Consider the following 22397-nt stretch of genomic DNA (forward strand, 5'->3'; position numbering starts at 1 on the left):
CCATGAGCGAAGCCATGAAGACCTGCGATCACGACGGCTGTAATTGCCGGGTGCCGGTATCGAGGGACTTTTGCAGCGAAAGCTGCCGCATGGCTTCGGAGAGCCAGATGGGTGGCGCCGGATGCGAATGCACGCATGCCGCGTGCCAGCAGCATCACCGATCAGGAGATCCATCCCGTGAGTAATGACCCCAAACAGCCCACGCCGGGCTATCGCGAAGACAACCCCAAGCCGTCTGGTTCGCCATCCAAGGTGCCCGGCGAAGGGCACCCCGGCGAATCGCAGAACATGCCCAAGGAAAAGCCGGGCAAGCAAGGCTCCTGACGGAAAGACGCCCGGGCAGCACGGCCCGCCCGGGCCACGTGGGTATCAGGCAGCCTTGCGTACGACGTTGTCGATACCGGCCATTGCCCCGTCGATGGACTCGGCACGGTGCTCGTCGCCCAGGGCGATGCCCTCCGCGCGCACGATCTCGATATCGGTGACGCCGAGAAAGCCGAGCAGGGTGCGCAGGTAGGGTTCCTGGAAATCCATGGCCTCCGCCGGTGCGCCATTGGCGTAAACGCCACCGCGGGACGATGCGATGATGATCCGTTTGCCGCCCGCCAGGCCTTCGGGGCCGGCACTCGTATAGCGGAACGTCTTGCCAGCCACGCTGATGCGGTCGATCCAGGCCTTCAGCGTGCTGGCGATGCCGAAGTTGTACATGGGCGCGCCGAGTACGACGATGTCCGCCGCCAGGAATTCCTCCAGTATCGCGGCGTTGGCGGCAGCCTGGGGGTCGTCTTCGCCTGCCGGCGGCGTCCAGTGGGGCAGGGCGTCGGCGTGCAGATCGCGGTAGGTCACTTCCACCTGGGGGTGGCTGGCGACGAATTCCGCGACCACGGCGGCGGTCAGGCCGCGTGAGACCGAATAGGCGCCCAGGGCGCTCGAATCGATATGCAGGAGTTTCATGGTGTTCCTCGAAGGGGCCGCCGTGGCGACATGGCCACGACGATACGCCGGGGACGCTGCGCCGATTAGGCGGCTTGTCGTAGACTCATTGTTCTAAACGAGAAACGACGGGCTACCGATGGAAGGCGCGCTGCAGGACCTGAACGATCTCTATTTCTTCGCCTCGGTGGTGGAGCACGGCGGGTTTTCCGCGGCCGGGCGGGCGCTGGGCATCCCCAAGTCGCGCCTGAGCAAGCGCATTGCGCAGCTGGAGGAGCGCCTGGGCGTGCGGCTCCTGCAGCGCACCACCCGTCGTTTCGTGGTCACGGAGATCGGCGAGCGATTCTTCCAGCACTGCCGGGCGGTGCTGGAAGAAGCCCGTGCGGCCCAGGATGCCGTGGAAGAATTGCGTACCGAGCCGCGCGGCGTGGTGCGGGTAAGCTGTCCCATCTCGCTGGCCCAGAACGTGCTGGGGCCGATGCTACCGGCGTTCCTGCTCGAGCATCCCAAGGTGCAGGTGCGAATCACCGCTACCAACCGCCGCGTCGATCTCATCGGCGAGGGTTTCGACGTGGCCATACGCGTGCGCGAAAAACTCGACACCGACGCCACGCTGGTGCTGCGCAGCTTCGGCTACGCACGCAGTCTGCTCGTGGCCAGCCCGAAATTCCTCGATACCCACGGCAGGCCCACCACGCTGGAAGCGCTGTCCCGGTTGCCGGCGCTGTCGATGTTCGAGCACGAGGGCGCCCAGATCTGGGAGCTGCTGGACGCGCAGGGCAAGAAGGCCGCGGTGGAGGTCAGGCCGAGCCTGATCAGCGGCGACTTCTCGGTGCTGATCTCGGCGGCCTTGCAATGTTGCGGCGTGGCGCTGCTGCCAGAGGAATACTGCGGGCCGATGATCGCCGCGGGCCAGCTGGAGTGGGTGCTTCCGGAATACACCACGGCGCAGGGCACCCTGCACTTCGTCTATCCCAGCCGCCGCGGCCTGCTGCCGGCGATCCGCAGCTTCGTCGACTTCCTGGCCGAGCGGCTGCCCAAGGCGCGCTCGGATTTCCGCCGCGAGTGCGAGAAGGTGGCCGTCGATCCCGGCCTGGCGGGGGCATTGCAGATCGCCCGCATGGTAGGATCGGAGCAACCGGCGGCATTTGGCCGTCCAAACGAATAAGGGCGTTCGATGCAGCTCGAAACCAAGCTACCCAAGGTCGGCACCACGATCTTCAGTGTCATGAGCCAGCTGGCGCTGGAGCACAAGGCGGTGAACCTGGGGCAGGGTTTCCCGGACTTCGAGCCGCCGCAGGCCCTGCGCGACGCGGTCACACGTGCCATGGCCGAGGGCCGCAACCAGTACGCGCCCGGTATCGGCATCCCGAAACTCCGCGAGCAGATCGCGGCAAAAACCGAGCGCCTCTACGGTCACCGGGTCAGCCCGGATACCGAGGTCACCGTGACCTCCGGCGCCACCGAGGCCCTGTTCTGTGCCATCGCCGCCGTGGTACGCGCGGGCGACGAGGTGATCCTCTTCGACCCTTGCTACGACAGCTACGAGCCCGCCGTCGAACTGCAGGGCGCCGTCGCCGTGCATATCCCGCTGAAGCTGCCCGCGTTCGGCATCGACTGGCAACGCGTGCGCGAGGCGATCACGCCGCGTACCCGGATGATCCTCGTCAATTCGCCGCACAACCCGTCCGGTGCGGTGCTCAGCCGCGCCGATCTCGACCACCTGGCCGAGATCGTGCGTGACACCGGCATCGTCGTGCTGTCCGACGAGGTCTACGAACACATCGTCTTCGACGGAGCGGAGCACCAGAGCGTATTGCGCCATCCGGAACTGGCCGCGCGCAGCATCGTGGTGTCCTCGTTCGGCAAGACGTTCCACTGCACGGGGTGGAAGGTCGGCTACGCCATTGCACCCAAGGCGCTGACGGCCGAATTCCGCAAGGTGCACCAGTACATCACCTTCTGCACGTTCAATCCGGCGCAGTGGGCGTTTGCCGACTTCCTGGAGTCCAGCCCGGAGCACTACCTCGAACTGCCGGCCTTCTACGAGGCGAAGCGAAATCGCTTTCGCGAACTGCTGGCGCCGTCGCGGCTGACCCTGCTCGACGTGCCGGGCGGGTATTTCCAGCTGGTCGACTACAGCGCGATCCGCGACGTCGACGACATCGACTTCAGCGAATGGCTGGTGCGCGAGGGAGGCGTGGCCGCCATCCCGCTCAGTCCGTTCTACGAGACGGCGCCGGGCACCCGCCTGGTCCGCCTGTGCTTCGCCAAGAACGATGCCACGATGGAAGCCGCCGCGGAGCTGCTGTGCAAACTCTGACCGTCAGCCTTGTCCAGGGCGCCACGCGCTGGCACGACGCCGCGGCCAACCGCGACTATTACGGTGCCCTGGTGCGCTCCGCCGTCGCCAGCGACTTGATCGTGCTGCCGGAAACCTTCCTGTCCGGCTTCACCAACGACGCGCTGGGCCAGGCGGAGACGATGGACGGCACCAGCGTCGCCTGGATGCGTGACCTGGCCGGCGAGGTAAATGCCACGCTCACCGGCAGCCTGGTGATCCGCGAGGGCGATACCGTCTATAACCGGCTCATCTGGGCGTCGCCGGATGGCTCGCTGGCGTATTACGACAAGCGCCACCTGTTCCGCATGGCCGGCGAACACACGCGCTACGGCGGCGGCAACCAGCGCCTGATCGTCACGTTGAAGGGATGGCGCATCCTGCCGCAGGTCTGCTACGACCTGCGCTTTCCCGTCTGGTTGCGCAACGGCCGGCGTGCGGAGGCGGAGGGCGGCATGGACTACGACCTGGCGCTGTTCGTCGCCAACTGGCCCGCGCCGCGCCGGCAGCCGTGGCGCACGCTGTTGCGCGCACGCGCCATCGAGAACCTTGCCTACGTGATCGGCGTGAACCGTGTCGGCATCGACGGCAACGACCACCCGTACGCGGGCGACAGCGCCATCATCGACCCGATCGGCGAAGCCCTGCTGGAACTGGGCCCGCAGGAGCAGGTGGTCACCACCGTGCTCGACCCGGCACCCCTGCAGGCACACCGCGAACGCTTCCCCGCCTGGATGGACGCCGACGCGTTTTCGCTGAGCCCCTGACCCTCACGCCGGGGGCACGTGACCGACCTGTAGGAGCGCGCGTTCGCGCGCGACATCTTCTAGCGATACCCATGGATTCTGCGCGCCAGCTCGCAGGCACGGCCCCAAAAGATGTCGCGCGCGAGCGCGCGCTCCTACCAAGGCGTGGCGTCGGCGTTCCCAGACCTGGTGTCGACGTTTGCCGGCACGCGCCTTATTTCGCACGCGCGAACGGAACCACCGGGCCGGCCGGCGTCGTCTTGCGCCATGCGCCGAGTTTGTCCCGGATACCTTCGCCGATATCGATCTGCGGCTCCGAAGGCTCCAGCGAATCCCTGGTCTCCCAGCCGGCGATCTCGGCCCTGGCCTTGCCGAAGGCGTCGATGAAATCGGGCGTGGCATTGAGGCCGTCGGCGAGCCAGGCGCGTCCGAAATACGTGATGTCCGAATCGCTGCCGCAGCCGAACGACGTACGGTCGGCGCGTGCCGAGGTCATCACCAGGGTGCCGGGGCCGCGCAGCTTCGGCACGAAGCCGCCGGAGTAGCAGGCGTTGACGACCAGCACCTTCCAGCGGAACGGATGGCTGGCGAAGATATCGGCCAGGCCGTCGGCGTCCAGCTGGTCCAGGGGGATCGGGTCCATGTCGACCAGCAGCGAGTGGTCGCTGCCGCCGTGCGTAGCGACATAGAGCAACAACACGTCTTCCCTGGGGTCCATCACCCGGGCCACGCCGTCCAGCGCTGCCTCCAGGTTGGTCCAGCTAGCCAGCGGGTGGCTCGACAGCGTGGCGGGGTGATTCTCCAGCACCAGGGTGTGGCCGGGGCTGCCGAAGCGCGTGGTCATCAGGCGATCGAGGTATTCCGCCTCGTTGCGGAACACGCTTTCCGAACCGTCGCCGGCAAACGCGATGGCATACACGTTGGTCTTGCCGGGCGTGCGGCGTGCCAGTCGCGACAGCGACGTCTTCATCTGCGCCGGTTGGGCGGCGAAGACCTGCTCCGGCGTGGGTGCATCGTCGGGCCAGGCGCTGTCGTCCAGGAGCGTCGGGGCATCCGCATCCGGCTCCGCCGCGGGGTCGGTCACGGCCGTCGTGGAGGACGCGGCCGCAGGGTGGTTGCCCGTCTCGCGGACGGTTTGTGTTGTCGAGCCAGCGGCGGGCAGGGCGTGTCCCGCCACGGACACAGGCTGCGTGACGGGCCGTGCCGGCCCGAGCTGCAGAATGCCTACGGTGCCCAGCGCGCCGGCGACAAAGGCCGCCAGGGCGTAGATCGCCGTGCGGCGACGCGGGTCAAGGCGCAATGGCATCGAAATCGGCAACAGCGGGATGTCCGGCGTCCACCAGTGCCGTCGGCGGGCGCACGAGCTGGATGGTGCGCATGCCGGCCTCGCGGGCGGCGTCCAGTTCCTCGCGGATATCGGACAGGAACAGCACCTGTGCCGGCGGCAGGCCGATCGCCCCGGCGATGTCGCGGTACGAGGCCGTCTCGCGCTTGGGGCCGGTCTGGGTGTCGAAATAACCGCTGAACAGCGGCGTGAGGTCACCGTATTCCGTGAAACCGAACAGAAGCTTCTGCGCAGGCACCGAGCCGGACGAGTAGACGTAGAGCTGCAGGCCCTGCGCATGCCAGGCACGCAGCCGCGCCGCCACCTCGGGGTACATGTGCGAGGTGTACACGCCCGACTCGTAGCCTTCGCGCCAGATCATTCCCTGCAGGGCCTTCAACGCCGTGGATTTGCGATCCTCGTCTATCCAGCGGATCAGCAGGTCGATGATCTCGCCGCGCGTGGCTTCGACGATGCCGGCTTCCTTGGCTGCCTCGTGCAGCCAGTACTGCACCTCGGGCTCGTCGGTGTGCGTTTCCACGTAGGCGGGCAGGTGCTGCCGGGCGTAAGGAAACAGCACGTCCTTGACGAAGTCGATCGAGCTGGTGGTGCCCTCGATGTCGGTGAGGACGGCACGGATATCGGACATGCGGGCAACGCCTGTGGGCCGGGGAGACTCCGCAGGATAAACGACCGGGCCCCTCCGCGGAACGGTCAGGCCGGGCCGGTCTGCTTGGCCGAGGCGTGCGGTGTCATGCGGGGAAACCGCTCGGCGATGTCGGTGCCGGTGAAATCGGCGACCCAGCCCTCGGTGTTGGTGAACAGGCGGATTGCCACGAAATAGGGCGATTCGCTCATGTCGAACCAGTGCGGCGTGCCGTCGGGCACCCCGATCAGGTCGCCCTTCTCGCAAAGCACCTCGTAGACCCTGCCGTCGATATGCAGGGTGAACTGCCCGGCGCCGGCCACGAAGAAGCGTACTTCGTCCTCGCTATGGGTGTGCTCGTTCAGGAACTTCTGCCGGAAGGTGGCACGGTCCGGATGGTCGGGCTTGAGGCTGATCACATCGACCGAGCGGTAGCCATTCTCCGCCATCAGGCGGTCGATGTCGGCACGATAGGCGGCGATGACCTCGTCCTGCGAGGCGCCGGGGGCGATCGGCTGGGTGGCCTCCCACTGCTCGAACCGTACGCCGACGGCCTGCAGGGCGGCGGCAATGGCGGCGTGGTCGTCGTGCACGGTGACTGGTGCATCGTGGGTGTGGTCGTCGTAGATACGCAGACGGCTCATGGGGAAAGCCTCCTCAGGTCGAGTTCGCAGCCCAGCAGGAATTCCAGGGCCTCCAGGTGCCGGCGTGTCTCGGCCATGTCGCGACCCCACGTATAGATGCCATGCCCGTCGATCAGGTAGGCATGCAGGGGCTTGCCGGCATCGATCCAGGCGTCCACGCGGGCTTCGAGCTCCGGCATGTGCTGGGTGTTGGGGAAGACGGGGATATCGAGCACGCTCTCGTGGGTGGTGTAGCCGGTGATGGCCTTCTGCAGCTCCCATCCTTCCAGGCGCACGCGGCCCTCGGCGGCAAACAGCCGGGAGCAGACGCTCTGCGTGCGCGAATGGGTATGCAGCACCACGTTGGCCTCGGGAAACCGGCGGTACACCTGCGTGTGCAGGCCCGTCTCGGCGGAAGGCCGGTTGTCCGAGCCCACTGCCTGGCCCTGCATGTCCACCACCATGATGTCGTCGCGGCCCAGCCGGCCCTTGTCGCGGCCCGAGATCGTGATGGCCGCCAGCGTATCGTCCAGGCGCATGGAGAAATTGCTGCTGGTCGCGGGCGTCCAGCCGAACGACGCCAGCTCGCGTGCGGCGTCCGCGATGGCGTCGGCGCGATCGGCGAGCAGGGCGGGGTCGATGGGGGAGAGGCTGGTCGGCATGGGGATTTGGACGTCCAAACGGATGGGGAGTGTACCACGCGGGGATGACGGCCCCGCGGCAGCCCGTGCACGGTCAGGCGCGTAATGCGAACCACTGCCTTTCGGCAAAACGCGTACGATCCCGGCCGTACGGCCCGCGGGCCGGATCATCATCGACGGAGGTTCACCTATGTCGCAAGACACCGAGAACATGGAGGGGCGTCGCCGCTTCCTCAAGGCCGCCGTGGGCGGCGTGGCCGCCGCGGCCGTGCTGAGCACCTTGCCGCGCGCCGCACGGGCCCAGGACCTGCCCCATCTGGCCCCGACCGACCCGACAGCCGCCGCGCTGAAGTACACCGAGGACGCCAGCAAGGCCGCCGGCCGGGCGACCCCGAAGGATGCCTGCTTCAACTGCAACTTCTACCAGGGCAAGGCCGATGCCGCCTGGGGGCCGTGCCAGTTGTTCCCCGGCAAGGCCGTGGCCAGCAAGGGCTGGTGCGTGTCCCACGCCGTCATGATCTGAGGGGGAAGCCGGGCAGTGTGCTCCCTGGAAAGCAAAATGCCGCCCGGCGCGTGGGTCGAGGAGCTGACCCTCCCGACGCGCCGGGCGGCAATCCGGGGCCCACTGCCAAGTGATTTACCCGCGGACTGAGGATCATACTCCCCTCCCGCCGCAGCCGGCCAATGGCAGTTAAATGACAGTCACACCCGACTCATTTAATGCGAAAAATCAATAGCTTGTAAAACCTACTTCGAGCCGGCTCGAAGTCGGCTGTGGCGATACCCGTAGGCGACGTACATCACCAAGCCGAGCACGGTCCACACGCCCATCAGTACCCAGTTGCGCACCCCCATCGACCACAGCAAGGCGACGCAGCTGAGGATGCCGAGCACGCAGGTGACCGGGGCGAACGGTACCCGGAACGTCCGTGGCAAGCCCGGGGCCGTCCTGCGCAGGATCATCACGCCCGCGCATACCGCGCAGAAGGCGACCAGCGTGCCCATCGAGGTGAGGTCGCCGAGCAGGTTGAGCGGGAACACCGCCGCCAGCAGGGCGATGCCCACGCCGGTGATCACCGTATTGATGTGCGGCGTGCGGTACTTCGGATGGATGGTGGTGAACACCTTCGGCATCAGGCCGTCGCGACCCATGATCATGAAGATGCGCGGCTGGGCGATGATCATCACCAGTACCACCGACGACAGGCCGATCAGCGCGCCGACCTCCACGGTGCCGCGCAGCCAGCCCAGTTCCGGGTGCTGGCGAATGGCCGTGACCACCGGCTCGGAGGTGCCCAGTTCCGCGAAGGGCACCAGGCCGGTGAGCACGGCGGCCATGGCGATATAGAGCACGGTGCAGATGGCCAGCGAGGCCAGCGTGCCGATGGGCATGTCGCGCTGCGGGTTCTTCGATTCCTGCGCGGCGGTGGAGGTTGCCTCGAAGCCGATGTAGGCGAAGAAGACCATCGAGGCACCGCGAAGGATGCCGGCCCAGCCGTACTTGTCGCCGCCCTGGTTCTGCGGGATGAACGGGTGCCAGTTGGCCGTGTCGATGTGGCTGGCGCCCACCACGATCACGACGATGATCAGCGCCGTCTTCAGCAGCACCATCGCCATGTTGATGCCCGTGGACTCCTTGATGCCCACATAGCAGAGCCAGGTGAGCGCCAGGGTGATGCCGACCGCCGGCAGGTTGAACAACGCGCCCGTGAAGACGAAATGGCCGTCGATGAAATCCAGCGGGGCGTTGGTCAGCGCGGTCGGGATATGGATGCCGACGTGATCGAGCAGGCTGACGAAATAGCCGGTCCAGCTGACCGCCACCGCCGAGGCGGACACGCCGTATTCCAGGATCAGGTTCCAGCCGATGAACCACGCCGCGCCTTCGCCCAGCGTGGCGTACGCATACGAATACGCGCTGCCCGAGACTGGGATCATCGAGGCGAACTCGGCATAGCACAGTGCGGTGAACGTGCTGCAGATGGCGGCCAGGATGAACGAGATGATGATGGCCGGGCCGGCGTGTTCCGCGGCAGCGACGCCCGTGATGACGAAGATGCCGCCGCCGATGACCGCACCGATGCCCAGTGCCGTGAGCCCCCAGGGGCCGAGCGTGCGCCTCAGCGCGGGACCGTGAGCGTCGTCGGGTTCGGCCTGGGGAGCTTTCTTGGCGAGTAGCTGGGTGAGCATGGGCGGCCCGGAGGAAGTGACGTGGAAAGAATAGCCGTAAACGTAAAAGGCCGGCGGGAGCCCGCCGGCCTTTTACGTTCGCGCGAGGATCAGGCCAGCGACTTGCGCAGCTTGCTGTGCGCGTAGCCATAGCCGAAGTAGATGACCTGGCCGATGACGATCCAGCCGCACATCAGGCGCCAGTGTTCCTCGAACGCCTGCCAGAACAGGTAGATGCAGGCCAGCGCGCCGATGATGCAGATCGGCCACACGAACGGCACGCGGAAGCTGCGCTTCAGTTCGGGGCGGGTGTAGCGCAGGATCAGCACGCCGATGCACACGGTGGCGAACGCCAGAAGCGTGCCCATGGAGACCAGCTCGCCCAGCACGCTGACCGGGAACAGGCCGGCCATGGCCGCCGCGGCGACGCCGACGATCACGGTGCCGACATAGGGCGTGCGGAACTTCGGGTGCACCTTGGCCATGGTAGGCGGCAGCAGGCCGTCCTTCGCCATCGAGAAGAAGATGCGCGGCAGGCCCATCAGCATCACCAGGATGACCGACGACAGGCCGGTGATGGCGCCGAGGATCACCAGCGCCTTCAGCCACGACAGCTGCGGGTAGAGGCTGAGTGCGGTGGCCACCGGCTCCGGCGTGTTCAGCATGCGGAACGGGGCGATGCCGGTGAGGACCAGCGCCACGGCGATGTAGAGCACGGTGCACAGGGCCAGCGAACCCAGGATGCCGATGGGCATGTCGCGCTGCGGGTTCTTCGCTTCGCCGGCGGCGGTCGATACCGCGTCGAAGCCCACGTACGAGAAGAACACGATGGTGGCGGCGCGGAAGATGCCGCCCCAGCCGTACGTGCCCGGGCCTTCGGAGGCGGGAATGAACGGGTGCCAGTTGGCCGGGTTGATCACCTGCACGGCGAACGCCAGGAACAGCAGGATCACGGTGACCTTGATCGCCACGATGATCGAGTTGACGAAGGCCGACTGCGTGATGCCGACGTAGCACAGGCCCGACAGCGCGGCGATGATGCAGACCGCCGGCAGGTTGATCAGCGTGCCGGTGGCCTGCATGTGGCCGTCGACGAACTGGAACGGCGCCGAGGCCAGTGCCGCGGGCAGGGCCAGGTTGATGTTGGCCATGTGCCCGATCATGCCGAGCATTTCATTGAAATAGCCCGACCAGCCGGCGGCGACGGTGGCGGCGGCGAACAGGTACTCGAGCACCAGGTTCCAGCCGACGAACCAGGCGACGTACTCGCCCAGCGTGGCATAGGAATAGGAATAGGCACTGCCGGAGACGGGAAGCATGGCCGCGAATTCGGCGTAGCACAGGCCGGCCAGGGCGCAGGCGAAGCCGGCGATCAGGAAGCTGATGACCAGGGCAGGGCCGGCGTGCAGGGCAGCGGCCTGCCCGGTGATCACGAAGATACCTGCACCGATGACGGCGCCGACACCGAGAAGAATGAGGTGCCTGGCGGTGAGTACGCGCCTGAGCTCGCCGTTACCGTTACCGTGGGCGCCGGTGTCGATGTGCTCACCGGCGTCTACGTGCGGCGCGGCCTCGATCGGATGCGTCGCGAACAGGTGTTTCAACATGTGTCTCCCCTACTGCCGGAATGTAGCCTTTTATTATTTGGGACCGCCGCGTGAGTCACGGTGGACACGCCGCTGCCCGGAAGCGCTGGCACGGCACCATAGCCCAGCGGGCATTGGGCGTACAAGCTGCGATGCGAGGCGCGCCAAGGCGCTGCACGTACCGGTGGGGATGTCGAGCATGACTTACGGCGGTTGTGCATGACGCGATGCTGCTCCATCAGAACACCATGTTGAGCGCGGCCTGCGGGGCCACGTAGTCGCCCGCGTTGCGCCCGGCCACCGTGAACTGCACGCCGGCGATCAGGCCGACGGTCGGGCTGAAGTGGTACTCCAGGGCCGGTGCCAGGCCGATGTCGTGGCTTGCGGGTACGCGGTGTCGGATGTTTTGCCCGTGTCCGTCGTGTCCTGCCACGGCGACGGCGCTGGCCCGGTTCCAGATGGCTTCGCCGACCAGCACCCAGCGCCTGTCGAGTACATACTCGGCCGCGAAGGTGGCGTTCCAGGCCTGGCCCGGTCGCGCGAAGCCGCGGAAGCCGCTGTCGGTGGCATAGACGCTGCTGTCGCGGACGCGTACATGGCCGGGCGAGGGGCTCCACGCCAGCTGACCGCGCCAGCGCATCGCATGGTCGTTGGCAAGCCAGTGGAGTTGCTGGGCGCCGAGGCTGACCGTGGTGCGGGCCGCGCCGTTGCCGGTGGCGTTCAACGGGTTGTTGTCGAGTCGCTGGAAACTGCCTGTCGGCAGGCGCTGGGCGAGCGCCAGGGCCAGGATCAGTCCGGTACCATCCGCGGCCGGTGCCCGCAGGCGCTGCTGCACTCGCACCACGGTGTCGCCCATGCGCAGACCGTCGGTATGGCCGCCGGCGCCCGAGGTGCGCGAGGCGTTGAGCGTGAGTTGCACGGCGCTGCTGTCGGTCAGCGCGTAGGTGACCGGCACGGCGACCTGCCATTGACGGTACATCGCATGCTGTTCGCGGCGGTGCCCGTCGTTATCGTAGGTGCCGCGGGTGTTGGTATGGATGAGGTAGGGTTCGACGTTGAGCATGCCGGCCGGCATCGTGTTGACAGCGGGCGTTACCAGCGGGCCGGTGAAGTCGGGCGATGCGTGCGGCGTGTCGGACGGCGCAGCGAGGGCGAGCGGTGCTGAAAGAGCTAACGAGAGGGCGGTGGCGGCGTGGAGGTGAGCGTTCATGCGATTCCTTGCGGGTGGAGATCTGCCAGGCGCGTCATGCGCTTGAAATGCATCCTAGGCGGCTCCGCCCGCCCGATAACATCGGATTAGTCTGAAAATGACGTGCGACAATCAGCAGCCTGATCGCCGCCAAGCCCGCCCATGTCTACCGATCGCCTTGCCTTGATGTCCGCCCTGCGCCGATACGGCGAACGTCGGCCGGACGAGCCCGATGCCGACCGCTGCGTCGCCTGGCTGGAACGTGGTGAACGGCCGTTCGAGCGCGAAAGCCTTGAAGGTCATTTCACCGGTTCGGCCTGGCTGGTCAGCCGCGACGGCACGCGTGTGTTGCTGATGCTGCACGCCAAGCTCGGCCGGTGGCTGCAGCCGGGCGGCCACGCCGATGGCGATCCGGACCTGGCGGCGGTAGCGCTACGCGAGGCGGAAGAGGAAACCGGCCTGCGCGGGCTCGCGGTGCGGCGGGAGATCTTCGACGTGGATGCCCATCGGATTCCCGCGCGGGGCCACGAGCCGGAACACTGGCATTACGACGTGCGTTACGTCGTGGTCGCGGGAGCCGACGAGGCGTTCGTCGCCAATGCGGAATCGTTGTCGCTTGCCTGGGTGCCCATCGTGGACCTGGTGCACGACGAGCGCGTCGAACCGTCGCTGCGGCGCATGGCGGGCAAGTGGCTGGCTGCCGGGCATCCGCTGGTCACGGACTGATCCGTAAGCGTTACCGGCGTTGCCGCGGACACGGACGATTCGCTCCCCAGGCCGATCTGCGCCACGGGATCGATCAGTCCTTGTACCTGTCCGGTGCCGGATGCAGCGTGCCGCACCGCTTGCAGGTGCGCGCGTCGATCGATCTGTAGAACGTGTCGAACACGGGTGGAAAATCCTTCTCGATGCTGTCGAGGGTGAAATAGGTCTCGAACAGCGTGTGGTTGCAGTTCTGGCAGAACCACATCAGGCCGTCGCGCTCCCCCGCGAGGCGCCGCCGCTCCACCACCAGGCCAACCGAATCCGGCATGCGTTGCGGCGAATGCGGCGTGCGCGGCGGAAGATAGAAGATCTCGCCGGCGCGGATGGGGATGTCGCGTGCCTGGCCATCGTCCTGCACCCTGAGCACCATCTCGCCTTCCAGCTGGTAGAAGAACTCCGGGCCTTCGTCGTAGTGGTAGTCGGTGCGGGCGTTGGGGCCGCCGACGATCATGATGATAAAGTCGCCGTCGACGATGCACTTGTTGCCGACGGGCGGCTTGAGCAGGGCGCGGTTTTCCGCAATCCAGCGTTGCAGGTCGATCGGCGGCAGCAGGCTCATGGTCGGCGTCATCCTGTGTGTAGGAGCGCACGATGTGCGCGATGCTTTTTACCCGGTCTCGCAGGATCGCGCACATCGTGCGCTCCTACCAACGTGGGGGGTCTTGGGGGATCATCGCGCACATCGTGCGCTCCTACCAATGCGTGGGTTCGTGCGGATTATCGCGCACGGCGTGCGCTCCTGCGCAGGCGTGGCGCCACGGGAGACGATGATGGATGAGGAGACGAGGATGGACGACGAGATCAGCTGGGCCGATTTCGAGAAGGTGATGATCGTGGCGGGTACCGTCGTGCGCGCCGAGGTGTTTCCCGAGGCGCGACGGCCCGCCTACAAGATATGGGCGGACTTCGGCCCGCACGGCGAGCGCAAGACCAGCGCGCAGGTCGCGGCGATCTATCGGCCGGAAGACCTTGTCGGCAGGCAGATCGTGGCGGTCATCAATTTCCCGGAGAAGCAGATCGGCCCGTTCCGTTCACAGTTCCTGCTGACCGGCTTCCACACGGACGAGGGCGTGGTCATCACGACCACGGAGAGACCGGTGCCGAACGGCACGCGGATGGCGTAACGGCATGCGGCGACGGCACACGGATGGCGTAACGGCATGCGGCGACGGCACACAGCTGCCGTAGGAGCGCACGATGTGCGCGAATCCGGGTTTCGGTGGGCGTCGGTAACGCCGGCGCGGTTGTCGCGCGTGGCTTCTTTCGCCATGGGGGAGGATGACGGATCGCGCACATCGTGCGCTCCTACCGGTGGCCGGGCGGCCGGTCGGTTATCGTTGGCCCGGCGTTAACGGCCCGATGTCGCTGGCCCGGCCCGGCCCGGCGGGTGGCCGGGCCGGTGGGGTCGTTACAGCGCCTCGAAGATGCCGGCGGCGCCCATGCCGGTGCCGATGCACATGGTGACCATGCCGTACTTCTGCTTGCGGCGGCGCAGACCGTGGATCAGCGTGGCGGCGCGGATGGCGCCGGTGGCGCCGAGCGGGTGGCCGAGGGCGATGGCGCCGCCCAGCGGGTTCACCTTGGACGGGTCGAGGCCGAGGTCGCGAATGACGGCGAGGGCTTGTGCCGCGAACGCCTCGTTCAGCTCGATCCAGTCGAGCTGGTCCTGGGTGATGCCGGTCTGCTTCAGCGCCTTGGGGATGGCTTCCTTCGGGCCGATACCCATGACATCCGGCGCCACGCCGGCCACCGAGAATCCCACGAAGCGGGCCAGCGGGGTCAGGCCGTAGTCCTTGATCGCCTTCTCGCTGGCGATCAGCAGGGCGCCGGCACCGTCGGACATCTGCGAGGAGTTGCCGGCCGTGACCGAGCCGCCGAACTGGCCGTTGCGAAACACGGGACGAAGCTTGCCCAGCACCTCGAGGGTGGTGTCCTTGCGCGGGCCTTCGTCGGTGTCGATGACGCGGCGATCCTCGCGCACGCTGTGGTTGGCGAGGTCCGGGTAGCGGTCGTCGAGCTGGAACGGCGTGATTTCGTCCTTGAACTCGCCGGCGGCGATGGCCGCGAACGCGCGCTCGTGCGACTGCAGGGCGAAGCGATCCTGGTCCTCGCGGCTGACCTTCCAGCGCTCGGCCACCTTTTCCGCGGTGATGCCCATGCCGAAGGCGATGGCGCGGTTCTCGTCGTTCTCGAAGATGGCCGGGTTCATGGCGATCTTGTTGCCCATCATCGGCACCATGCTCATCGACTCGGTGCCGCCGGCCAGCATGAGGTCGGCCTCACCCAGGCGGATGCGGTCGGCAGCCATCGCGATGGCCTGCACGCCCGACGAACAGAAACGGTTGATCGTGACGCCCGGCACCTGTTCCGGCAGGCCGGCCAGCAGCACACCGATGCGGGCCACGTTCATGCCTTGCTCGGCTTCCGGCATGGCGCAGCCGATGACGGCATCGGCGATCAGCATCGGATCGATGCCGGGCGCCTGTTCGATCACGGCGCGGATGACGTGCGCCAGCAGGTCGTCGGGACGGGTGTTGCGGAACACGCCGCGCGGCGCCTTGCCCACCGGGGTGCGGGTGGCGGCGACGATGTAGGCATCTTGCACTTGCTTGCTCATGGGGTGGTTCCTTTAAGGGGGAAAGTCGAATGCGTGAGAGCGCGTGGCGCGTCAGTTACGCAGCGGCTTTCCCGTCGTCATCGTGTGCGCGATACGGGCCTGGGTCTTCTCGGTCTGCGCCAGTTCCACGAAGTGGCGACGCTCCAGGGCCAGCAGCCAGGCTTCGTCGACCAGCGAGCCGCGCTCGATCTTGCCGCCGGCGAGGGTGTCTGCAATGCGGCTGGCGATGTCGATATCATGCGGCGAGGCGAAATAGCCCTCGGCCAGGTTGGCCAGCGACGCCTTGAAGGTGGCCGTGGCCACGTCGCCGCCCACCGGGATGGCGCGACGGGGCATCGGCGGGCGGTAGCCGGATTCCGCCATGGCCAGGGCCTGCGCCTTGGCCACGTGGAGCACTTCATACGTGTTGAAGACCACGATATCGTCCTTGCGCAGCAGGCCCATGGCCTTTGCCTCGATCGCGCTGGTCGACACCTTGGCCATCGCCACCGTCTCGAAGATCTTCTTGAGGAACTCGAACGGATCCTCCGGGTTGGCCTGTGCGGCACGCACGGCGAATTCCTTCAGGCCGCCACCGGCCGGCAGCAGGCCGACGCCGGCCTCGACCAGGCCGATGTAGCTCTCCAGCGCCGCCACGGTGCGCGCCGAGTGCATCTGGAACTCGCAGCCGCCACCCAGGGCCAGCCCGCGCACGGCGGCGACCACCGGCACCAGCGAATACTTGATGCGCATGCTGGTGGCCTGGAAGTTCGCCACCATGGCCTCGAACTGGGCCAGCTTGCCGGCCTGAAGCAGGCCCAGCGCGCCCTTGAGGTCCGCACCGGCCGAGAACGGCTCGGACGGCTGCCACAGCACCACGCCGCGGAATTGCTGCTCGGCCAGGCCGATGGCGTGCTGGATGCCGTCGAGCACCTGGTCGTTGACCGTGTGCATCTTCGTCTTGAACGAGATCACGCCGATGTCGTCGCCCGCATGCCACAGGCGCACGCCTTCGTTCTCCCAGACCGTGGTGCCCTTGTCGAAGGTTTCACCCAGGATGGGGTCGGGGAACGCCTGGCGGGCATAGACCGGGTGCGTGGAGCGCGGCTGCTCGGCGTTGGCACTGGCCGAGTAGGAGCCGGCCTTGCCATGCACGCCGGTGCGACCGTCAGTGACCCAGGCGGGCAGGGGCGCGCTGCTCATGGTCTTGCCGGCGGCGATGTCCTCGGCGATCCAGCCCGCGACCTGTTGCCAGCCGGCGGCCTGCCAAAGCTCGAACGGCCCCAGCTTCCAGCCGTAGCCCCAGCGGATGGCGAAATCGACGTCACGGGCCGTCTCGGCCACGTCGGCCAGGTGGAAGGCTGTGTAGTGGAACAGGTCACGGAAGACGGCCCACAGGAACTGTGCCTGCGGGTCGGACGAGGCGCGCAGCTTCGCGAATTTCTCGGCCGGGTCGCGGATGGCGAGGATGGCGGAGACTTCTTCCGAGGCCTTCGGCTCGGACGGTCGGTAGTCCTGCTTCTGCAGGTCGAGCACCACGATGTCCTTGCCGGCCTTGCGGTAGAAGCCCGCGCCGGTCTTCTGGCCGAGCGCGCCCTTGTCGATCAGGCCCTTCAGCCAGGCGGGCGGCTGGAAATAGCGGTGCCACGGGTCGTCCGGCAGGGTGTCGCCCATGGTCTTGACCACGTGGGCCAGGGTGTCCAGGCCGACCACGTCCGCGGTGCGGAAGGTGGCGCTCTTCGGGCGGCCGATGGCCGGCCCGGTCAGCGCGTCGACGGTGTCGAAGCCCAGGCCGAACTGCTCGGTGTGGTGCATGGTGGAGAGCATCGAGAACACGCCGATGCGGTTGCCGATGAAGTTCGGGGTGTCCTTGGCGTACACCACGCCCTTGCCGAGGGTGGTGGTGAGGAAGGCTTCGAGGCCTTCCAGCACGGCACCGTCGGTGAGACGGGTCGGGATCAGCTCCACCAGGTGCATATAACGAGGCGGATTGAAGAAATGCACGCCCGTAAAGCGGTGGCGCATGTTTTCCGGCAGCGCCTCGGCCAGGCCGTTGATGGACAGGCCGGAGGTGTTGCTGGCCAGCACGGCGGTCTTCGACACGTGCGGCGCGATCTTCTGGTAGAGGTCGAGTTTCCAGTCCATGCGCTCGGCGATGGCCTCGATCACCAGGTCGACGTCGGCCAGCTGGGCCAGGTCGTCTTCGTAGTTGGCCGGGATGATCGCGGCGCCCAGCGATTTTTCGGCCAGGGGCGCGGGCGACAGCTTGGCCAGGTTGGCGATGGCCTTCAGCGCGATGCCGCTTTTGGGACCGTCCTTGGCGGGCAGGTCGAACAGGACGGTTTCCACGTTGGCGTTCGTCAGGTGCGCGGCAATCTGCGCGCCCATGACGCCGGCGCCGAGTACCGCGGCCTTGCGAATGCGTAACGGTGTTGCGGTCATGGTGATCTCCGGTGATGCGTGAGGATGCGTCCCGCGGTCAGCGAGCGGCGGGGGTAGGCGATGGGGCGGGCGAGACGGCCGGGCTGCGCAGGCCGGCCGCCGCAAAGCGGATCAGGTGCTCGGCGGCGCTTTCGCGGTGGTCGCGTTCGGCCACGTCGGTCTTGCGCTGGATGATCCCGAAATCGGCCATGGCGTAGGTGAGGGCGCCGGTGACGATATCGAGCCGCCAGTAGATGTCTTCCTTGGGCAGGCCCGGCAGCAGCCGGGCGAACTCGCCGGCGAACTGGCGAAGCACGTGGCCGTAGTTCTCGGACAGGAACCGCCGCAGGGTCTCGTTATGCTCGGCATACGCCCGGGCCAGCACGCGGACGAAGGCGGCGCCACCGCCATCGTTGCGGGACAGGTCCAGCGCGGGGCGGATGTAGGCGTCGAGGACATCCTCGAGGCGGGTACCTTCGCCACCGGCCACCTTGCCCAGGGCGGCCAGGCGCCGGCTGTTCAGCTCGTCGAGGCGGCGACGGAACACTTCCTCGATCAGCTTGTCCTTCGAGCCGAAGTGGTAATTCACCGCGGCGAGATTGACCCGGGCCGCGGCGGTCACCTGGCGCAGCGACGCACCGGCGAAGCCGTGGGTGGCGAACAGGGCCTCCGCAGCACCGAGGATACGTTCCTTGGTGCTGCGCTCGCGCGACGCGTAGGGGGCGTTCGTCATTCGGCGGACTCCGCAGGCGGCAGGGTTTGAATCAAACGATCGTTTGAGAATACGCCCGGGCACTCGAAAGGGTCAATGTGCGACCGCACATGGCTGCAAGCAGCTTGCGATTGAGCTAGAATCTGTCAAGATTTCGTGAGCTAAGTCAGTCATTCCTGACGGCTTTGGCCTCAAACTTTCACCGGGCGTCCCCGCGGGCCCCGGCATACTTGTCTTTCTTTTTTCCATTTCCCGGAGCATCCGTATGGCGCTGGAGCGCACCCTTTCGATCATCAAGCCCGACGCCGTCAAGAAGAACGTCATCGGTGAAATCCTCGCTCGCTTCGAGAAGGCCGGTCTCAAGATCGTTGCCGCGAAGATGAAGCAGCTGACCCGCGAAGAGGCCGAAGGCTTCTACGCCGTGCACAAGGAGCGTCCGTTCTTCGGCGCCCTGGTCGATTTCATGATCTCCGGCCCGGTGATGATCCAGGCGCTGGAAGGCGAGGGCGCGGTCCTGAAGAACCGCGACCTGATGGGTGCCACCAACCCGAAGGACGCCGCGCCGGGCACGATCCGCGCCGACTTCGCCGACTCGATCGACGCCAACGCCGTCCACGGCTCGGATTCGCTTGAGAATGCCGCCAACGAAATCAAGTACTTCTTCAACGACTCGGACGTCGTTTCGCACTGAGGCACGCCGTGAACACGCCCGCCGACAAGGTCAACCTGCTCGATTTCGATCGCGCCGGCCTGCGCGATTTCTTCGCCCAGCTCGGCGAGAAGCCCTATCGCGCCGAACAGGTCATGAAGTGGATCTACCACCGTCTCGAAAGCGATTTCGAGAACATGACCGATGTCGGCAAGGCGTTGCGCGAAAAGCTCAGTGCCAGCTGCTACGTGGGCCCGCCGAAGACCGCGTTCGAGAAGACCGCGGTCGACGGCACCCAGAAGTGGCTGCTGGGTATGGATGGCGGCAACGCCATCGAGACCGTCTACATCCCGGAGCCGACCCGCGGCACGCTGTGCGTGTCGTCGCAGGTCGGCTGCGCCCTGAACTGCCAGTTCTGCTCCACGGCCACCCAGGGCTTCTCCCGCAACCTGTCCACGGCCGAGATCATCGGCCAGGTATGGGTCGCGGCCAAACATCTCGGCAACGTGCCGCACCAGCAGCGTCGCATCACCAACGTGGTGATGATGGGCATGGGTGAGCCGTTGCTCAATTTCGACAACGTGGTCAAGGCGATGAGCCTGATGCGCGACGACCTGGGCTTCGGCCTGGCGAGCAAGCGGGTCACGTTGTCCACGGCCGGCCTGGTGCCGATGATCGACAAGCTGTCGGCGGAGAGCGACGTGTCGCTCGCCGTATCGCTGCATGCGGCCAACGACGAGTTGCGCACGGAACTTGTGCCCCTGAACAAGCGCTACCCGCTGGCCGAACTGATGGCTGCCTGCGAGCGCTACATCAACCGCGCGCCGCGAACCTCCATCACCTTCGAGTACACCCTGATGAAGGGCGTGAACGACCGGCCGGAGCACGCGAAGCAGCTGGTCAAGTTCATGCGCCGCCTGCCGGGCGCCAACAAGGTCAACCTGATCCCGTTCAATCCGTTCCCGGGCACGCGGTTCGAGCGTTCCAGCCCGGACGACATCCGCAATTTCCAGACCCAGCTGCTCAATGCCGGCGTGCTCACTATGCTGCGGCGTACGCGTGGCGACGACATCGACGCCGCCTGCGGCCAGCTGAAGGGTCAGGTGGTGGACCGCACGCGCCGCCAGGCCGAGTTCCGCCGGAAGCTGGAAGAGGGAGCGGTGAATGCGGCTTGAGCGTTGGGGTTTGCTGGCGGCACTGGTGCTGGCCTGCGCCGGCTGCGTGGCCGGCGAATCCGGGCTCAAGCCCTCGTCGGCCGCCGACGAGCGCGCCAAGGGCGCCGAGGTCCACACGGAACTGGGCCAGCGCTACATGCAGGATGGCGACCTCCAGGGCGCCATGGAAAAGCTGCAGAAGGCGCTCCAGTTCGATCCCAAGTACGTGCCGGCGCACACCGTGATCGCGGTGCTTTACGAGCGGATCAACGATCCGGTCAATGCCGAGTTGCACTACCGCAAGGCGATCGAGTTCGACCCGAAGAAGGGCTCGGTCAACAACAACCTGGCCGTTTTCCTGTGCAAGCAGGGGCGCGGCGTGGAAGCCAGGCCGTTCTTCGATCGCGCCCTGGCCGATCCCTTCTACGAAACGCCTGACCTCGCCTTGACCAACGCGGGTACGTGCCAGATGCAGGCGAAGGATTATCCGGTCGCGGAGGATTACTTCCGCAAGGCGCTGCAGCGTAACCCCAATAACGCCGATGCCCTGTATCAGCTGGCCGACCTGTTGTACCTTAAGAACGATGCTTTCCGGGCACGGGCCTTCCTGCAGCGCTATGAAGCGCTGGGCAAGCCCAGTCCGGATTCGTTGAAGCTCGGTCATGACATCGAGCTCCGTCTGGGCAACGGGGAGGTTGCCCAGGACTACGCCAAACGTCTGCGCTCGCAGTTCCCGGATTCGGAACAGGCGCACACCCTCGAAGCCAGCGCACGTCAATGACATCCGTACCTTCGAATAATTCCGGTCGGGACGACCGCGAACAGGACCTGTTCGCCGGCATCGCGCCGAATGCACCTACGGAGCACGCCATGGAACCCCAGTTCGACGTGAACGCCGATGAGAGCGGTCGTGTCCTCATCGATCACGCCGCCGGGAGCGCCGGGCTCGGCGCCCGCCTGCGGGCGGCCCGCGAGGCCCGTGGCTACACGATCGAAGCCTGCGGCCAGGCCCTGCGCCTGCCGTCGCGCCTCCTGCGCCAGCTGGAAGCCGGCGAGTACGGCGGCATCGACTACCAGGTCTACCTGGCCGGCTACCTGAGCAAATACGGCGACCACCTCGGTGTGGATCCGGAAGCCATCCAGGCCGAGCTGGCCACGTTGGCGCCTCGTCAGCCGGAACTGGTGGTCACGGGCGGCATCTCGCACTCGCGCTACCTCCTCGACCGTTACGTCACTGCCGCCACCTATGTGGTGCTGACGGCCGTGATCGTCGTGCCGATGGTCTGGCTGGGCGTGCGCGGCACGCTCGACCGTGACATGCCGCGTCTGTCGCCCCTGGACGCGTCGCCCGTCGCCCAGCAGGACGCACCGGCGCCGAGCACATCCAGCGCCGTCGCTTCCGCTACGCCGGCCGGTGGTCCCGCCGCCGCTCCCGCCGCGGAATCGCGCGTCGAGGACCAGCAGCCCCTGCTCGCATCGATGGCGATGTTCCCGCCGCTGGATCGCAGCGCGGCGAAGGCACCGCTGGCGACGTCCGCCGCCGCGCCGGTAACCGAAGACGCGGCCAAGGGGCAGGGTGCACACAGCCTGTCGCTCTCGCTGCCGTCAGCCAGTTGGGTGGAAGTCACCGCCGCCGATGGTTCGCGGCTGGAATACGGCATCCTGCCCGCGGGCACGCAGAAGTCCTACCGCAGCGACAGCCCGCTCGAGGTCCGCATCGGCAACGCCACCGGGGCCCAGGCCACGGTCGACGGCCAGGCGGTCTCGCTGGATGCCTTCCGTCGGGCGAATGTGGCGCGTTTCCGCGTGGATATCCGCGACGGCAAGGCCACGCCGATCGCGAACTGATCGCCGCTAAGGCCACGCCGTCTCAGCGCGGCGCCGCCGGCCTGCGCTTTTCGG

General features: G+C 66.9%; 23 protein-coding genes. 11 read left to right on the plus strand and 12 right to left on the minus strand.

Features of this window, described 5'->3' with window-relative positions:
- Positions 1-135: 135 nt before the first annotated feature.
- Positions 136-324, plus strand: a complete 189-nt coding sequence (locus QRN34_RS11915) for a hypothetical protein (protein ID WP_285404682.1) — start codon at positions 136-138, stop codon at positions 322-324.
- A gap of 45 nt (positions 325-369) precedes the next feature.
- On the opposite strand, the gene QRN34_RS11920 is transcribed toward QRN34_RS11915, so the two are convergent.
- Entirely contained in the window at positions 370-954 is a 585-nt protein-coding gene (locus QRN34_RS11920; RefSeq protein ID WP_285404683.1) for an NAD(P)H-dependent oxidoreductase, read from the minus strand.
- 118 nt (positions 955-1072) lie between these two features.
- Here QRN34_RS11920 and QRN34_RS11925 point away from each other — a divergent pair, with 118 nt between their 5' ends.
- The 3 genes from QRN34_RS11925 to QRN34_RS11935 are packed head-to-tail and all read left to right on the plus strand — an operon-like array spanning position 1073 to position 4041.
- The gene (locus QRN34_RS11925; protein ID WP_285404684.1) at positions 1073-2101 is read left to right on the plus strand and encodes a LysR substrate-binding domain-containing protein; all 1029 of its coding nucleotides are present in this window, start codon (positions 1073-1075) and stop codon (positions 2099-2101) included.
- Between the two features lie 9 nt (positions 2102-2110).
- Positions 2111-3256 carry a pyridoxal phosphate-dependent aminotransferase gene (locus QRN34_RS11930; protein ID WP_285404685.1) on the plus strand — a complete coding sequence of 382 codons (1146 nt, stop codon included), beginning with the start codon at positions 2111-2113 and terminating at the stop codon, positions 3254-3256.
- Positions 3244-4041 carry an amidohydrolase gene (locus tag QRN34_RS11935; protein WP_285404686.1) on the plus strand — a complete coding sequence of 266 codons (798 nt, stop codon included), beginning with the start codon at positions 3244-3246 and terminating at the stop codon, positions 4039-4041. The genes QRN34_RS11930 and QRN34_RS11935 overlap by 13 nt, the downstream gene beginning before the upstream one ends.
- A 193-nt stretch (positions 4042-4234) precedes the next feature.
- Here the strand turns inward: QRN34_RS11935 and QRN34_RS11940 are convergent, their stop codons facing one another.
- From QRN34_RS11940 to QRN34_RS11955, 4 genes are all read right to left on the minus strand, one after another.
- Positions 4235-5326, minus strand: coding sequence for a C13 family peptidase (locus QRN34_RS11940; protein WP_285404687.1), 1092 nt, complete (start codon positions 5324-5326; stop codon positions 4235-4237).
- Entirely contained in the window at positions 5310-5993 is a 684-nt protein-coding gene (mtnC, locus tag QRN34_RS11945; protein WP_285404688.1) for an acireductone synthase, read from the minus strand. The genes QRN34_RS11940 and mtnC overlap by 17 nt, the downstream gene beginning before the upstream one ends.
- 65 nt (positions 5994-6058) lie before the next feature.
- Positions 6059-6634 carry an acireductone dioxygenase gene (locus tag QRN34_RS11950; RefSeq protein WP_285404689.1) on the minus strand — a complete coding sequence of 192 codons (576 nt, stop codon included), beginning with the start codon at positions 6632-6634 and terminating at the stop codon, positions 6059-6061.
- Positions 6631-7275, minus strand: a complete 645-nt coding sequence (locus tag QRN34_RS11955) for a methylthioribulose 1-phosphate dehydratase (protein WP_285404690.1) — start codon at positions 7273-7275, stop codon at positions 6631-6633. Before QRN34_RS11955 ends, QRN34_RS11950 begins: the two co-directional genes overlap by 4 nt.
- Before the next feature lie 169 nt (positions 7276-7444).
- On the opposite strand from QRN34_RS11955, the gene QRN34_RS11960 reads away from it, so the two are divergent.
- On the plus strand, positions 7445-7777 hold the full coding sequence (locus tag QRN34_RS11960; RefSeq protein WP_285404691.1) for a high-potential iron-sulfur protein: 333 nt from the start codon (positions 7445-7447) through the stop codon (positions 7775-7777).
- A gap of 224 nt (positions 7778-8001) precedes the next feature.
- Here the strand turns inward: QRN34_RS11960 and QRN34_RS11965 are convergent, their stop codons facing one another.
- The 3 genes from QRN34_RS11965 to QRN34_RS11975 form a co-directional block, all read right to left on the minus strand.
- The gene (locus QRN34_RS11965; RefSeq protein ID WP_285404692.1) at positions 8002-9444 is read right to left on the minus strand and encodes an amino acid permease; all 1443 of its coding nucleotides are present in this window, start codon (positions 9442-9444) and stop codon (positions 8002-8004) included.
- Between the two features lie 89 nt (positions 9445-9533).
- The gene (locus QRN34_RS11970; protein ID WP_285404693.1) at positions 9534-11030 is read right to left on the minus strand and encodes an amino acid permease; all 1497 of its coding nucleotides are present in this window, start codon (positions 11028-11030) and stop codon (positions 9534-9536) included.
- A 217-nt stretch (positions 11031-11247) separates the two neighbouring features.
- A complete protein-coding gene (locus QRN34_RS11975; RefSeq protein ID WP_285404694.1) occupies positions 11248-12219 on the minus strand; it encodes a hypothetical protein in 972 nt (323 codons plus the stop codon).
- 141 nt (positions 12220-12360) lie between these two features.
- Between QRN34_RS11975 and QRN34_RS11980 the strand changes: the two genes are divergently transcribed.
- Complete coding sequence (locus QRN34_RS11980) at positions 12361-12924, plus strand: NUDIX hydrolase (RefSeq protein ID WP_285404695.1); 564 nt, start codon at positions 12361-12363, stop codon at positions 12922-12924.
- Between the two features lie 73 nt (positions 12925-12997).
- Here QRN34_RS11980 and QRN34_RS11985 read toward each other — a convergent pair whose 3' ends face one another.
- Positions 12998-13522, minus strand: coding sequence for a 3-hydroxyanthranilate 3,4-dioxygenase (locus QRN34_RS11985; RefSeq protein ID WP_285404696.1), 525 nt, complete (start codon positions 13520-13522; stop codon positions 12998-13000).
- Positions 13523-13751: 229 nt separating this feature from the next.
- Between QRN34_RS11985 and QRN34_RS11990 the strand changes: the two genes are divergently transcribed.
- Entirely contained in the window at positions 13752-14087 is a 336-nt protein-coding gene (locus QRN34_RS11990; protein ID WP_036141586.1) for a tRNA-binding protein, read from the plus strand.
- Positions 14088-14371: 284 nt separating this feature from the next.
- Here QRN34_RS11990 and QRN34_RS11995 read toward each other — a convergent pair whose 3' ends face one another.
- Genes QRN34_RS11995 through QRN34_RS12005 form a run of 3 tightly spaced genes read right to left on the minus strand, consistent with a single transcriptional unit; the run spans position 14372 to position 18713 of the window.
- Positions 14372-15580 carry an acetyl-CoA C-acyltransferase gene (locus QRN34_RS11995; RefSeq protein WP_036141583.1) on the minus strand — a complete coding sequence of 403 codons (1209 nt, stop codon included), beginning with the start codon at positions 15578-15580 and terminating at the stop codon, positions 14372-14374.
- Between the two features lie 51 nt (positions 15581-15631).
- A complete protein-coding gene (locus QRN34_RS12000) occupies positions 15632-18001 on the minus strand; it encodes a 3-hydroxyacyl-CoA dehydrogenase/enoyl-CoA hydratase family protein (protein ID WP_285404697.1) in 2370 nt (789 codons plus the stop codon).
- Positions 18002-18038: 37 nt separating this feature from the next.
- Positions 18039-18713 carry a TetR/AcrR family transcriptional regulator gene (locus QRN34_RS12005; RefSeq protein ID WP_051938820.1) on the minus strand — a complete coding sequence of 225 codons (675 nt, stop codon included), beginning with the start codon at positions 18711-18713 and terminating at the stop codon, positions 18039-18041.
- A gap of 244 nt (positions 18714-18957) precedes the next feature.
- On the opposite strand from QRN34_RS12005, the gene ndk reads away from it, so the two are divergent.
- The 4 genes from ndk to QRN34_RS12025 all read left to right on the plus strand — a co-directional run bounded on the left by ndk (position 18958) and on the right by QRN34_RS12025 (position 22343).
- On the plus strand, positions 18958-19383 hold the full coding sequence (gene ndk, locus QRN34_RS12010) for a nucleoside-diphosphate kinase (RefSeq protein WP_036141578.1): 426 nt from the start codon (positions 18958-18960) through the stop codon (positions 19381-19383).
- 8 nt (positions 19384-19391) lie between these two features.
- Entirely contained in the window at positions 19392-20516 is a 1125-nt protein-coding gene (gene rlmN, locus QRN34_RS12015) for a 23S rRNA (adenine(2503)-C(2))-methyltransferase RlmN (protein WP_285404700.1), read from the plus strand.
- Entirely contained in the window at positions 20506-21276 is a 771-nt protein-coding gene (gene pilW / locus QRN34_RS12020; RefSeq protein ID WP_285404702.1) for a type IV pilus biogenesis/stability protein PilW, read from the plus strand. The genes rlmN and pilW overlap by 11 nt, the downstream gene beginning before the upstream one ends.
- An 89-nt stretch (positions 21277-21365) precedes the next feature.
- On the plus strand, positions 21366-22343 hold the full coding sequence (locus QRN34_RS12025) for a RodZ domain-containing protein (RefSeq protein ID WP_081916901.1): 978 nt from the start codon (positions 21366-21368) through the stop codon (positions 22341-22343).
- The last annotated feature ends 54 nt before the right edge of the window (positions 22344-22397 follow it).

This window comes from Luteibacter sp. ME-Dv--P-043b (assembly GCF_030209605.1).
Classification (GTDB): Bacteria; Pseudomonadota; Gammaproteobacteria; order Xanthomonadales; family Rhodanobacteraceae; genus Luteibacter.

Excerpts from the sequence above, each read along its gene's own strand:
- QRN34_RS11915 (WP_285404682.1), top strand. The coding sequence starts at position 136 with ATGCCGCGTGCCAGCAGCATCACCGATCAGGAGATCCATCCCGTGAGT.
- QRN34_RS11920 (WP_285404683.1), bottom strand. The coding sequence starts at position 954 with ATGAAACTCCTGCATATCGATTCGAGCGCCCTGGGCGCCTATTCGGTC.
- QRN34_RS11925 (WP_285404684.1), top strand. The coding sequence starts at position 1,073 with ATGGAAGGCGCGCTGCAGGACCTGAACGATCTCTATTTCTTCGCCTCG.
- QRN34_RS11930 (WP_285404685.1), top strand. The coding sequence starts at position 2,111 with ATGCAGCTCGAAACCAAGCTACCCAAGGTCGGCACCACGATCTTCAGT.
- QRN34_RS11940 (WP_285404687.1), bottom strand. The coding sequence starts at position 5,326 with ATGCCATTGCGCCTTGACCCGCGTCGCCGCACGGCGATCTACGCCCTG.
- mtnC (WP_285404688.1), bottom strand. The coding sequence starts at position 5,993 with ATGTCCGATATCCGTGCCGTCCTCACCGACATCGAGGGCACCACCAGC.
- QRN34_RS11950 (WP_285404689.1), bottom strand. The coding sequence starts at position 6,634 with ATGAGCCGTCTGCGTATCTACGACGACCACACCCACGATGCACCAGTC.
- QRN34_RS11955 (WP_285404690.1), bottom strand. The coding sequence starts at position 7,275 with ATGCCGACCAGCCTCTCCCCCATCGACCCCGCCCTGCTCGCCGATCGC.
- QRN34_RS11960 (WP_285404691.1), top strand. The coding sequence starts at position 7,445 with ATGTCGCAAGACACCGAGAACATGGAGGGGCGTCGCCGCTTCCTCAAG.
- QRN34_RS11965 (WP_285404692.1), bottom strand. The coding sequence starts at position 9,444 with ATGCTCACCCAGCTACTCGCCAAGAAAGCTCCCCAGGCCGAACCCGAC.
- QRN34_RS11970 (WP_285404693.1), bottom strand. The coding sequence starts at position 11,030 with ATGTTGAAACACCTGTTCGCGACGCATCCGATCGAGGCCGCGCCGCAC.
- QRN34_RS11975 (WP_285404694.1), bottom strand. The coding sequence starts at position 12,219 with ATGAACGCTCACCTCCACGCCGCCACCGCCCTCTCGTTAGCTCTTTCA.
- QRN34_RS11980 (WP_285404695.1), top strand. The coding sequence starts at position 12,361 with ATGTCTACCGATCGCCTTGCCTTGATGTCCGCCCTGCGCCGATACGGC.
- QRN34_RS11985 (WP_285404696.1), bottom strand. The coding sequence starts at position 13,522 with ATGAGCCTGCTGCCGCCGATCGACCTGCAACGCTGGATTGCGGAAAAC.
- QRN34_RS11990 (WP_036141586.1), top strand. The coding sequence starts at position 13,752 with ATGGACGACGAGATCAGCTGGGCCGATTTCGAGAAGGTGATGATCGTG.
- QRN34_RS11995 (WP_036141583.1), bottom strand. The coding sequence starts at position 15,580 with ATGAGCAAGCAAGTGCAAGATGCCTACATCGTCGCCGCCACCCGCACC.
- QRN34_RS12000 (WP_285404697.1), bottom strand. The coding sequence starts at position 18,001 with ATGACCGCAACACCGTTACGCATTCGCAAGGCCGCGGTACTCGGCGCC.
- QRN34_RS12005 (WP_051938820.1), bottom strand. The coding sequence starts at position 18,713 with ATGACGAACGCCCCCTACGCGTCGCGCGAGCGCAGCACCAAGGAACGT.
- ndk (WP_036141578.1), top strand. The coding sequence starts at position 18,958 with ATGGCGCTGGAGCGCACCCTTTCGATCATCAAGCCCGACGCCGTCAAG.
- pilW (WP_285404702.1), top strand. The coding sequence starts at position 20,506 with ATGCGGCTTGAGCGTTGGGGTTTGCTGGCGGCACTGGTGCTGGCCTGC.
- QRN34_RS12025 (WP_081916901.1), top strand. The coding sequence starts at position 21,366 with ATGGAACCCCAGTTCGACGTGAACGCCGATGAGAGCGGTCGTGTCCTC.